Source organism: Xanthomarina sp. (assembly GCF_035306705.1).
Classification (GTDB): Bacteria; Bacteroidota; Bacteroidia; order Flavobacteriales; family Flavobacteriaceae; genus Xanthomarina.
Genome location: NZ_DATGNO010000135.1, coordinates 1 through 12,901, shown reverse-complemented (window position 1 = coordinate 12,901; position 12,901 = coordinate 1). Strand labels below are relative to the sequence as shown.

Genomic DNA, 12,901 nt, shown 5'->3' with positions numbered 1-12,901 from the left:
GCTTATCAATTTCATGTTTGTCGTAAGCCACACCAAGAAGCAGGCTTTCGATATCTCCTACGGGTTTTTCGCCAAAGAAGTCGCCAAAGACTTTAAAATCGGTAATCAGTCCTTTTTCTACAAATATGCGAAGGTCTATTTCCCCAATTGGAAAACGTTTGTTGCGTTGGATATTAAACTTCGGCGAACGTCCAAAATTCCAGTCCCATAAATCGTATTTCTCGGCTTTGAGTTGATGAACGGCTTCCCATTCGGCTTCCGTTAATTTGTAAGTTTCAAACGGCTCACTGGCTTCGTACAAACCCGTTAGAATTTGATTTTTAAAGACCTCCATGGACATGGGAGCTTTTAGAAACTCGCTGATGTTGGCCACGCGACTTCTTACGGATTTATGTCCTTTGGAGGCTATTTTACTCATTTTTACTTGAAGCGCTTTTACCACTTCGCTCATATCCGTATCGAATAAAAGCGTGCCGTGACTAATCATTCGTTTTCCGGTAGAAAATTGCGCGGTACCCGAGATTTTCTTGTCGTCGACCAAAATATCATTTCGCCCCTTTAGTTCGGCTGAAACGCCCATGTTGTTAAGCACACGAATTACTGGAGCTGTAAATTTCTTGAAGTTGCTAATGCTTTTCCCATCGTGATTGGTGATGAAACTAAAGTTTAAATTTCCCAAATCGTGATAAACGGCACCACCACCCGAAATTCTTCGCACCACATGAATCTGGTTCTCTTCAATATATTCCTGATTGATTTCCTCTAAAGTATTCTGATTTCTACCAATTATAATGGAAGGTTCGTTGATATAAAATAATAGGTAATCTGTTGAGCTGTCAAAATTTCTTAAGGCATATTCCTCTAAGGCCAAATTTAATTTGGGATTTGTGTGTCCTTCGTTATCAATAAAAATCATGGTGTTTTCTATTTTTTTAAGTGCCTTACAAAGATAACTAAAATGACTGGAAGCGAATTTATAGATGCTAAAATTCTGTAGCTGATTTCAATAATATCTCCCTTTATGATGCGCTTATAATTTTATAATTTAATTGTCTTATGACATGAAACGTCATAAACCAATCAAAATAAGCATGGTACATTTGCCCCAGTAAATTGCTAAAGAAGAAATTGGTCGTGGCGCAGATGTTTTAAGAAGTACTTGGAAGTACGGATACCAAGATTGATTGATAGCAAATAGTTTTTTTGGTTAATTGTTAGGGTTCTACAGAAGTGTAGAGCCCTTTTTTTTAATTTATTTTATGGAAGATACTATGTCATGGAAGTTCCGGAATTTATCCGGAGCATCGCTTAAAAGGAATGGTTAAAAGTCTAGCTCTTTCAAATTCTTTGTGGGTAGCCAATAAGGATTGCCATAGGTAAAACGACTTTTTGGATGAGGACTGTTATGAAGATATGCAAAAAACAGCTTTTATTTACAAGTAAAAACGTATTTTGGCTATTTGGAAAAACAGGGTGATACCCATTTAGAATTATCGGCCAATAATTGTATTGGTTGCTTATGTGGTAAGCTTGTTTTTATGGTTATAGGAAAATAATTTGATGGATATCCGGCATCTATGTCGCGTTTTTAAACGATGTTATTGCCTATGTTTTTATATGTTTGGAGCAGTTCAATTCCTTTAGATTTTTTCCTTTATACACCGTGCCATGAGTTTTAATTGTTTTTAGTTGTACCAAAGATATACATGACTACCCAAATCAACATCTTAATCCTTTTAGCACTTAGCTTTGTGTCCTGCCATCAGGTGTTTAGCAGCGTGCTTCAGCAAACCCCTGTGGACAGCTCGGGATATTATTACCAGAAAGTTCTTAAGTCGGATTCCAAAACAGATTTACTACAAGCCTTTGTGTTCTATAGAACCAAAAAGGAGGAAAGTCTTAAGGCATCCGATACGTTACATGCTATTTATAGCCTTAGGCAATTAGCCATTATTCAAAAGAAACTAGGTGTTTTATACGATAGTGAAACCTCTGCTATCGAAGCGTTGCATCTTGTAGAAAACCTTCCGTTAACCCAAGGAAACAAAGAGTCTAGAACTGGTATTTACAATCATTTGGGACGAGTTTATAGCGAAATGCAGGATTATGCCAATGCCATATTTTATTACGAAAAAGCCTTGGCTTTAGCCGAAAGCAAGATCCAGGAATTGGTTCTACGAAATAATATTGCTTATGCCCAGTTTAAACAGAACCATTTGGATTTGGCACAACAAGCGTTTGCTGCTATTTATAAGGAAGGTCAGATTTTAAACGATTCGGTTATCTTGGCGCGAAGCCTGAATAACTTAGGGATGGTAAAAGGTAAATTGCAGGATAAAAGTGCCGTTTTAGACCTTAAAAAGGCCTTGGATATCCGCTTGGCCTTAGGGACCAACTCCGATATTCTTGGCAGTTATCACGATCTCTCCGAATATTATAAAGAAGCAGGGAATTTGGAGGAAGCCAGATATTATGCTGAAGAAGCTTATAAATTGGCGCAAAAATCCAAGAACCCGAATGAAATGCTACATGCGTTGAGTCTTGTAATAGGTTTAAAAGACGATGCAGAAGTGCTTGTCTACGATGCTATGATAGATAGCATACAAACAGCCAATTGGTTGGTGGAAGGAAAGTATGCTTCCAAGAAATATGCTTTGGAAAAACAAGAAGCTTTGGCCGCCGAAAGGCTTTTAGAGCTTGAAAAAGAAAAACTCTTTAAATATTTCTATGGATTTTTGGCTTTGCTCGCGTTAGGAATAGGGGTCACCGTGGTTGTTTTTCAAAAACACCAACATCAAAAGAGACAACAAATAGAAGTTTATAATACCGAATTACGCATCTCGAAAAAGGTGCACGACGAGGTGGCAAATGAAGTATATCATATTATGAACAAACTGCAACATGAAGATGTGGCTAACGAGGCTATTTTAGATCATTTGGAAGCCGTATATAATAAAACAAGAGATATTTCCAGAGAACATCAAGAAATTAATGTCGAAGAAGATTTTCAAGATGTCTTAGCAGATTTAATTATGTACTATGAAAATAAGGAGGTCAATATTATTACCAAAGACATTTCTAAAGTAGATTGGAAGCTGCTTAAAACCAATAAGAAAGTGGCTATTTACCGGGTGCTTCAGGAATTGTTGACCAATATGAAAAAACACAGTCAGGCCAGTTTGGTTGTTTTAAGTTTTAAGCAAAATGGTCATAAAATTTATATCGATTACAAGGACAATGGCGTGGGATGTCAATTAAAAATTCAAAATGGTCTTCAAAATACGGAAAACCGTATTCAAACCATAAAAGGTTCTATTATCTTTCAATCGGAAATTAACGAAGGCTTTCAGGCCGGAATAATTATTTAGTATGTTTAAAAAGGTGATAGTAGCAGACGATTTGGTAAGCATTAATCTCGGGATGCTAAGTGTTTTAAAGACTTTAAAGGTAGCGGATGTGCTCTCTGTGCAGTATTGCGATGACGCTTATTTAAAAATCAAGAAGAGTTATCAAGATCAGCAGCCCTACGATTTGCTTATAACCGATCTATCCTTTAAAAAGGACCATCGCGATCAAGAATATGCTTCAGGGGAAGAGTTGGTAGCGGCTATTCACAACGAATTCCCAGATTTGAAAATCATTGTTTATTCTATAGAAGATCGCATACAACGCACGCGAAAATTAATCAGGGAGTATGGTATAAAAGCCTATGTCTGCAAGGGCAGAAGAGGACTCGATGAATTAACTGAAGCTATAAATTTGGTGTACGCCAACCAATTATACGTGTCCGAACAAGTGGCTCCAGCTTTAAGTAAAAAATCGCATTTAGAGATAGACGATTTCGATATTTTAATTGTTAAATATTTATCGGAAGGCCTTAGCCAGGACCAGATTAGTCAGCAATTAAGAAACGATAATCTGTTTCCCAACAGTTTGAGTACCATAGAAAAACGCCTCAATAAACTACGCATTCAATTTAAAGCCAACAATGTGATCCATTTAGTGGCCATTGTAAAAGATTTAGGGCTTATTTAATTTTTTTAGCAGATTACGGGAAACAGTAAGGAAATGACAATTCTTGGTGATAAATTTGTGCCAAGCTATTAATTTATTTTATTAGTGTGGGAAAATTGAGAAGCGCATCTGTTATAGGATGCGCTTTTTTTTGTTGGCATGGTTTGCTGGATCTCCTTTCTGTCTACTAACATCGAACTCTATTTCCTGCTAAACAACTTCTGTTTTCTATTTTATTAATAATCAATACCATGAAGGATTTTATGTTTTATTTTTATATCTTGTTAGATAATCAAATTTTAAAATTTATGAAAAAAATTACTTTCGTTCTTGCCTTATTGACATTTGGCATGCAAGCCCAAACGTTCCCAAGTCCTTATTGCGATATGGCCGATAATGGTGCTCTTATTGAAGAAATAACCTTGGTCGATTTTGATGGAACAGAAATCACTAATTCGGATGCAAGTATTCTTTTAATAGATGCCACAGCCACTGTTGTTACTGTCAATCCAGGAGAGACTTATGTAATCAAGGTGGAAGGAAATACCCATGGTGCCTTCGATGATGATATTGTTGCTTTTATTGATTGGAACCAAAACAATGTTTTGGACGATGCCGGAGAAATCTATGAATTAGGAACGTTAACCGATTCGGAGGGGAACGATGGCATCTCGGTTATCTTTAATATTACGGTTCCAACGGATGCTGTTTTAGGTACGACCCGAATTAGAATTACCAAATCGTATCAAGATCCAGATTCTCCAGCAGAAATAAATCCATGTGCCATAGAGTTTTATCCTTTTGGCTATGGCCCTTATGAAGGTTATGGACAGGCCTTGGATTTTACTTTAGAAGTTGAGGCATTTAATCCTGGGCCTTTTCCAGCTCCATATTGCGACATGGCCGATAATGGCGCTCTTATTGAAGAAATTACCTTGGTCGATTTTGATGGAACAGAAATCACTAATTCGGATGCAAGTATTCTTTTAATAGATGCCACAGCGACTGTTGTAAATGTTACTCCAGGAGAGACTTATGTTATCAAGGTGGAAGGAAATACCCATGGTGCCTTCGATGATGATATTGTTGCTTTTATTGATTGGAATCAAAACAATGTTTTGGACGATGCCGGAGAAATCTATGAATTAGGAACGTTAACCGATTCGGAGGGGAATGATGGCATCTCGGTTATCTTTAATATTACGGTTCCAATGGATGCTGTTGTGGGTACGACCCGAATTAGAATTACCAAATCGTATCAAGATCCAGATTCTCCAGCAGAAATAAATCCATGTGCCATAGAGTTTTATCCTTTTGGCTATGGCCCTTATGAAGGTTATGGACAGGCCTTGGATTTTTCTCTAAATATTGGTGCTTTAAGCGTAAAAACATTTGATGCGAATGCTTTATCAGTTTATCCAAATCCTGTAAAGGACCTATTGAATATAACTTATAAATCGGAATTAAATCAAGTGAAAATTTATAATCTATTAGGGCAAGAAGTGTATCTGCAAAATACAACGGCATCTCGATTGCAGTTGGACTTGTCGTCGTTAGCCGCTGGAGCATACCTTGTGAAATTATTTACCCAAGAAGGAGCGCATAATTTTAGAATTATAAAGCGATAAACGCTTACAAGGTCTCTAAGTCTTCTTATGGGATGTAATTATTAAACACTTCAAATTAAAAACTGAACAAGATCATTATTTTGTTCAGTTTTCTTATTTTATACCGTCAATAATAAATTATAATTAAAAAGATTTCAATTAGGAGGGTAACAATTTTATAATTCAATTGATATAAGAATAACTGACATGATATGTTGGATAAATTCAAAACTTATATTAATAAAAAACGATTATGAAAAAAATTACTTTTGCACTTGCGTTATTATCTTTAGGAGTACAGGCTCAGAACTTTCCAAACCCGTACTGTGATGTTACAACTACCGGAGTTGAAGAAATAACCTCCATTAGCATGGCTGGTACGACCATAACCAATTCGGATACCACATCTCAGATAATAGACAAAACAGCTACCGTTATACATGTAAATCCAGGTCAATTTATATTTCTTGAATTTAAAGGAAATACACATGGTAATTTCGATAACGAATTTGTTGCTTATATCGATTGGGATCAAAATGGTATTTTAGACGATCCTATGGATGTGATGCAAATGGGAACGATTACCAACTCTACTGGATCCGATGGGAACTATATGACTTTGCAGTTTTCGATACCATCAAACGCGATGTTAGGAAGTACACGTTTTAGAATTACAAAAACAGCTATAGATGATACTTCTGTAGTTATAACAGATCCTTGTGCCTTAAAAAAATATGATTGGATGACACAAACCGTATCGCCAAGTGCTGGACAAGCTCTAGATTTCACCTTAAACGTACAAACCTTAGGAGTGGATACTTTTGAAAGAAAGGCGCTGTCTATATATCCAAATCCAACACAAGATGTTTTAAATATTGCTTATAAATCGGCCATTCAAAAGGTTCAGGTTTACAACATGCTTGGACAAGAAGTTTTGATGCAAGAACCGACCGCATCTCGACTGGAGTTAAATGTATCTACGTTACCAGTTGGTCCATATATGTTGAAATTATTTACTGACGATGGTGAACATACATTTAGAATTATAAAGAAATAGAGGAATTAAAGATTTTTTTGAACCATTTAATATCAGGTTTTATATTGAAAGGGGAGACATTGCATGAGAAGAAGGTTGAAGCTGAACAGGGATGTTATTCTTGTTCAGTTTTTTTTGTTTTCAGGAGGTTTGTATGACTAAAAAAAATTAATTTTAAAGTCTGTCTATTCTTAGAAATACCCTGAAAGATAAGCTCTAAATTTAAGTGTTTTAAAAACGGCTTCCTTTATTCTGTTGTTACAAACAAAAAAAGCAAGCTTTCACGCTTGCTTTTTTGTTTGAACTAGTTGTTGCTTTGGTTTAACTCTTTGTAACAGGAAATCCACGATCTCTCATCAGGGCTTCAATGTTTGCATCGCGACCTCTAAATTTTCTATATGCTTCCGCTGGATCCATGGCATTACGTGGAGCAAATAGATATTTCACCAATTTATCTGCCACTTCTTTATCGTAAAAACCACCTTCAGCCTCTTTAAAAGCTTCAGAAGCATCGGCAGTAAGCACATCGGCCCACATATATCCGTAATAGGCGGTGGCATAACCTTCGCCAGAAAATACATGTCCAAACTGTGGCGTTCTATGACGCATTGGCAACTCCTTTGGCATACCCAATTCGTCCAGGGTTTCACGTTCAAAAGTAGCGATGTCGATATTTATTGGATCTGCTAAATGTAATTTCATATCCATTAAAGCGGATGCCAAATATTCTGTGGTTCCAAAACCTTGATTAAAAGTTGCTGCATTTTTGATTTTTTCAACTAAAGAAGCAGGAATCGGTTCGCCTGTTTTATAGTGTACCAAAAATTGATTGATTACTTTATCGGTCGATAACCAACGCTCTAATAATTGCGATTGAAATTCGGTGTAATCTCTAACACCGCCATTTAAGGTTGGGTATTTTACATTGGCAGAAAAGAAATGTAAGGCATGACCAAATTCATGAAAGAATGTAATGGCATCATCCCAAGAAACTAAAACTGCTTCTCCTGGTGCTGGTTTTACAAAGTTGGAATTATTAGAAGCCAATACATTGGTTTCTCCTTCAAAAGAGCTATAACTTCTATACGTTGTTGCCCAGGCTCCAGAACGTTTGCCTTCTCGAGAAAAAGGGTCTAAATACCATAAGCCAATATGTTTGCCAGACTGTTTGTCGGTGACTTCCCAAACCTTTACATCTTCATGAAACACAGGAACTGAACCTTCTGGAACCGGTGTGAAGTTATAGTTAAACAATTCGCCTGCCGTAAAGAACATGGCTTCTGTTAGTTTGTCCAATTGTAGATATTGCTTCACTTCTTCACTATCTAAATCGTAGGTTTTTTTGCGTACTTTTTCAGCGTAGTATCTGTAATCCCAAGGCTCAATGGTTATTTTATCGCCCAACTCATTTGCTACTGTTTGCATATCTGCTACTTCTTCTTTGACTCTTGCAGTGGCCGCTGGCCAGACTTTAAGCATTAAATCCATGGCGTTTTCTGGAGTTTTTGCCATACGATCCTGTAAACGCCATTCCGCAAAATTGTTATAACCCATTAAACCCACACGTTCTTTACGCAGTTTTAAAATCTCTGCGATCATTTTTTTGTTATCGTATTCGTCGTTATTATCGCCTCTCGAGTAATAGTTTTCCCAGACTTGCTTGCGCAATTCACGTTCTGTAGAGTAGGTGAGGAAGGGGTCCATGGAGGAACGTGTATTGGTAATGGCATATTTACCATCCTGTCCTTTGTCTGTTGCAATTTTTGCAGCCGACTTTATAAAGCCATCAGCCAAACCGCCCAGTTGGTCTTTATTTAAATAGGTGATATAATTTTCCTCATCATGCAACACATTGTTTGCAAAATCGGTGTAGAGCGTAGAAAGTTCTTTGTTGATTTCGGCATAGCGTTTTTTCTTTTCGGCATCCAGGTTGGCGCCATCCATTTCAAATTGCTTATAAGTTAAGTCCACCACACGTTGAGCTTGTGGTTCCAAAGGGGTTTCTAGAGACGCTTCGTAAACGGTTTTTATACGTTGGAATAAGGCCTCATTTTGAGAAATTTGAGATCTAAAATCCGAGAGCTTTGGTGCCAATTCTGCTTGGACCGCCCTAAATTCTGGGGAGGATACATTGCTACCCATAATCCCATAATATGCAAAAACACGTTTGAGCGTTTTTCCAGCACTTTCCATGGCCGCAATGGTGTTTTCGAAAGTTGGGGCTTCTGTATTATTGGCAATCAATTCAATTTCAGCCAGATTCAGTTCCATGCCTTCTTCTACAGCAGATTTTATAGCGTCTACAGACATTTTGTCGAAAGCAGGAACACCTTCATAAGGTCCCGTCCATTCTTGGGTTAGCACGTTGTCGCTCATTGTTTTTTCGGGGGTTTTAGGGTCTTCTTTACAGCTTGCAAATAGAACCATGCTACATATAACGGTAGCTTTCATAGATTTAGAAATCATTGATATTTGTTTTTAGTGTCTAATTTTGTTCGTTTTTACTCAAAAAATCAAGATACTGAAATAAAGAATGAAGATTCTTAAATATTTTATAATTTTTGAAGAAGAAGTGATTTTTCAAAGTTTATACCATGGAACACTAATTTTGGGCACGCTCTATGGCGCCAACGAATCGAGGTTCTATAAAAGGTGCCTGTAAATAGAAGTAAGAAAATTTATATTGTTTTGCCGGGATGATCTTGGGAAAAGGAGTCAAGAATTGGGTTTCCAGATCATCAGGCGCATATTCCAGATATGAATGACATGATGCACTGTTTTTGAAACTTATTCTCTTTTTAAATCCTTATATTAGTCCTGTCATCATGGGTTGCCCATTGGATGCACAGATTGTTTAACACTTTTGATGCCTATCGATTGACCCCAAAACAAGTAACAAAAGACCTGAAATTAAAATGAAATACCGACTACCAACTCTCATGTTTCACCATAAAAGAGTATCCCATCATGAGCATGTTTTTTAGAAAAAGTATGGTTGCCACTACTGGATTATTCCTTTGTATTTTTCTTATTGTTCATTTGTCGGCAAATGCACTTTTATTACTGCCTGAAGCTATGGCTAGAGGCTTGTATAATTCCTATTCAACAATCTTAAGAGAAAGTCCACTGATTACCTTGGTGGCCTACTTGCTTTACCTATCTATTGTTTTACATGTGGTTTATGCGGGGATTATTACCTATAGAAATCGCAGGTCCAAACGGGAGCGGTATCTTGTTAATCATAAAAGTGAAACGAGCTCTTGGGCTTCACAAAATATGGGTGTATTAGGTATTCTTATCTTGATTTTCATCCTGATTCATCTCTTGAATTTTTGGGCACGCGTAAAATTGGGCATTGGTGAAGATGTTGGCTTGGATGCCGCAGGAAACATTGATGTCTATGAAGTGACTTACACCTTATTCCACAATATTTATTACATGCTTTTTTATTCGGTTTTAATGATTCCTTTAGGGTTTCATTTGCATCACGGACTCAAATCGGCTTTTAAAACATTGGGCTTTTATCATAAAAAGGGACTTAAGGTATTGGCTCGAGTGTCGCTTATATATGCCCTTATCATTAGTGTAGGTTTTGGAATAATTCCTATAATTATTTACTTCAAATAACTAAAACATGACATTAGATTCAAAAATTCCGGAAGGCCGTCTAGAAGATAAGTGGAAAAACTATCAAGCCAAATCGCATTTAATCAACCCAGCCAATAAAAAGAAACTCCAAATTATCGTTGTGGGTTCTGGATTGGCTGGTGCTGGAGCTGCCGCCACCTTGGCAGAATCTGGCTATGAGGTGCAATGTTTTTGTTATCAGGATTCCGCACGAAGAGCCCATTCCGTAGCAGCTCAAGGAGGCATTAATGCCGCTAAAAACTATCAACATGACAGCGATAGTGTATGGCGCATGTTTTATGATACCATAAAAGGAGGCGATTTCAGGTCTCGAGAAGCCAATACCTACAGACTGGCGGAATTATCAGCACCTTTAATAGATCATTTTGTGCAACAAGGCGTTCCTTTTGCACGAGAATATGGTGGCGTGTTGGCCAATAGAAGTTTTGGTGGCGTACAGGTACAACGTACGTTTTATGCGCGTGGACAAACGGGACAACAGCTTGTATTAGCCGCATATTCTCAATTATCCAAGATGATTCGGGCTAAAAAAGTTACCATGTTACCTAGACATGACGTGTTGGATGTGGTGGTTATAAACGGGAAAGCAAAAGGTGTTATTGTACGGGATTTGGAAACAGGCGCGATTAAAAGATTTGCCGCCGATGCCCTTGTGCTCGCCACCGGAGGCTATTCTCGCGTTTTTAGATTGTCCACTTTGGCCATAGGTTGCAACGGAAGTGCTATTTGGAAAGCGCATAAACGCGGGGCATACTTTGCAGCTCCTAGTTTTACTCAAATTCATCCCACTGCTTTACCGCAAACTAGTGATGCCCAATCCAAACTGACCTTAATGTCGGAATCGCTTCGGAATGATGGGCGCATTTGGGTTCCCAAGCAAAAAGACGACCCAAGAAAAGCAAGAGATATCCCTGAAGAGGCACGTGATTATTACTTGGAAAGACGGTATCCGAGCTATGGAAATTTAGCCCCAAGAGATATTGCCTCCCGTGCCGCGAAAGAGCGTATAGATGGCGGTTATGGTGTTGGACCATTAAAAAATGCGGTGTATTTGGATTTTAAACATGCCATAAACAAATTGGGCAAGGACCTTATTGAAGATAAATATGGGAATCTCTTTACCATGTACGAAAAAATAACTGGCATCAATGCCTATCAGGAACCGATGAAGATCTCGCCAGCAGCACATTTCTCTATGGGTGGGCTTTGGGTAGATTATGAATTAATGACCACCATTCCTGGGCTCTATGCCATTGGAGAATGTAATTATTCCGATCACGGGGCCAATCGATTAGGCGCGAATTCCTTACTTCAAACCAGTATAGATGGTTATTTTATATTGCCTAATACCATTAATAATTATTTGGAAGGGGAGTTACGGGAAAGACATCCTGGGGTAGACCATCCGGAATTTTCTAAAGTAGAGGCTGAGGTTCAAGCACAAATCAATAACATATTGAGTATTAAAGGAACTCGAACTACAGACGATTTCCACCGAGAGTTAGGAAAAGTAATGTGGCAAGAATGTGCCATGAGTCGGAATAAGCTGGGTCTGGAACATGCGATTGTACAAATTAATCACATTAAAAGAGAATTCTGGAAAGATGTGAAGGTTACAGGAAGCGCCCATGAAATGAATCCTGAATTAGAAAAAGCCTTGCGACTGGCAGATTTTATTGAATTAGCCATCCTGATGTGTACCGATGCCCTACAGCGCGACGAATCCTGTGGTGCTTATTTTAGAGAAGAATATCAAACCGAAGAAGGCGAAGCCATGCGCAACGATAAAGATTTTTCCTATGTATCTGTTTGGGAGTACGATGCAGGGAATTTTAAACTGCATAAGGAAGCCTTAGAATTTGAATATGTACAACCAACTGTAAGAAGTTATAAATGATAGCCCGATGAAAGTAACATTTAAAATATGGAGACAAGAAGGCCCCGATGTAAAAGGCATTCTAAAAGCCTATGACATTGATGGGCTGTTTGAAGACATGTCTTTTTTAGAGGCTTTGGATTATTTAAACGAAACACTCGTCTTAAAAAATGAAAAAGTCATCGCGTTTGAGTCTGATTGTCGAGAAGGTATTTGTGGACAATGTGGGGTGTTTATTAATGGTCGGGCCCATGGCCCTCACGATCATATGGCGACCTGCCAATTGCACATGCGGAGTTTTAAAGATGGCGATACCATTGTGGTAGAGCCTTGGCGAGCAGGGGCATTCCCAATTGTGAAAGATTTGGTGGTAAATCGTTCCGCTTTTGATCGGATTATAGAACAAGGTGCCTATATTACTGCAAAAACAGGTACGGCCGCAGAGGCAAATGCCATTCTTATACCCAAAGAAATGGCAGATAGTGCGATGGATATGGCCGCTTGTATTGGTTGCGGTGCTTGTGTGGCGACCTGTAAAAACGCCTCGGCCGCCTTATTTGTTTCGGCCAAAATCAATCATCTGAATAAATTGCCACAAGGCAAACCAGAAGCCCATAAACGCGTCCTTGAAATGACGGCTCAAATGGAATTGGAGAACTTTGGCAGTTGCACCTTTACGGGCGCTTGTGAGGTGGAATGTCCAGCAGAGATTTCTATTAG

At 38.2% G+C, this 12,901-nt stretch carries 9 protein-coding genes; 7 read left to right on the top strand and 2 right to left on the bottom strand.

The annotated features are described in order from the left end of the window. Positions 1-916, bottom strand: a 916-nt coding sequence (locus tag VKY47_RS11020) for a lipoate--protein ligase (protein WP_324312797.1), incomplete at its 3' end; no start/stop codon positions are given. Positions 917-1,706: 790 nt separating this feature from the next. Here VKY47_RS11020 and VKY47_RS11015 point away from each other — a divergent pair. The 4 genes from VKY47_RS11015 to VKY47_RS11000 all read left to right on the top strand — a co-directional run bounded on the left by VKY47_RS11015 (position 1,707) and on the right by VKY47_RS11000 (position 6,678). Next, positions 1,707-3,368 (top strand): tetratricopeptide repeat-containing sensor histidine kinase, encoded by a 1,662-nt coding sequence (locus tag VKY47_RS11015; protein ID WP_324312795.1) that lies wholly within the window; start codon positions 1,707-1,709, stop codon positions 3,366-3,368. 13 nt (positions 3,369-3,381) lie between these two features. After that, positions 3,382-4,035: a DNA-binding response regulator gene (locus tag VKY47_RS11010; RefSeq protein WP_324312793.1), complete on the top strand. Its 654-nt coding sequence runs from the start codon at positions 3,382-3,384 to the stop codon at positions 4,033-4,035. A 287-nt stretch (positions 4,036-4,322) separates the two neighbouring features. Continuing rightward, complete coding sequence (locus VKY47_RS11005; protein ID WP_324312791.1) at positions 4,323-5,642, top strand: T9SS type A sorting domain-containing protein; 1,320 nt, start codon at positions 4,323-4,325, stop codon at positions 5,640-5,642. A gap of 232 nt (positions 5,643-5,874) precedes the next feature. Next, complete coding sequence (locus tag VKY47_RS11000) at positions 5,875-6,678, top strand: T9SS type A sorting domain-containing protein (protein ID WP_324312789.1); 804 nt, start codon at positions 5,875-5,877, stop codon at positions 6,676-6,678. Between the two features lie 300 nt (positions 6,679-6,978). Here VKY47_RS11000 and VKY47_RS10995 read toward each other — a convergent pair whose 3' ends face one another. After that, positions 6,979-9,123 carry a M3 family metallopeptidase gene (locus VKY47_RS10995; RefSeq protein ID WP_324312787.1) on the bottom strand — a complete coding sequence of 715 codons (2,145 nt, stop codon included), beginning with the start codon at positions 9,121-9,123 and terminating at the stop codon, positions 6,979-6,981. Positions 9,124-9,624: 501 nt separating this feature from the next. Here VKY47_RS10995 and VKY47_RS10990 point away from each other — a divergent pair. The 3 genes from VKY47_RS10990 to VKY47_RS10980 form a co-directional block, all read left to right on the top strand. After that, positions 9,625-10,284 carry a succinate dehydrogenase cytochrome b subunit gene (locus tag VKY47_RS10990; RefSeq protein ID WP_324312785.1) on the top strand — a complete coding sequence of 220 codons (660 nt, stop codon included), beginning with the start codon at positions 9,625-9,627 and terminating at the stop codon, positions 10,282-10,284. Between the two features lie 7 nt (positions 10,285-10,291). Further along, positions 10,292-12,202: a fumarate reductase/succinate dehydrogenase flavoprotein subunit gene (locus VKY47_RS10985; RefSeq protein WP_324312784.1), complete on the top strand. Its 1,911-nt coding sequence runs from the start codon at positions 10,292-10,294 to the stop codon at positions 12,200-12,202. Positions 12,203-12,209: 7 nt separating this feature from the next. Next, the coding region (locus VKY47_RS10980) for a succinate dehydrogenase/fumarate reductase iron-sulfur subunit (protein WP_324312783.1) at positions 12,210-12,901 on the top strand (692 nt) is incomplete at its 3' end.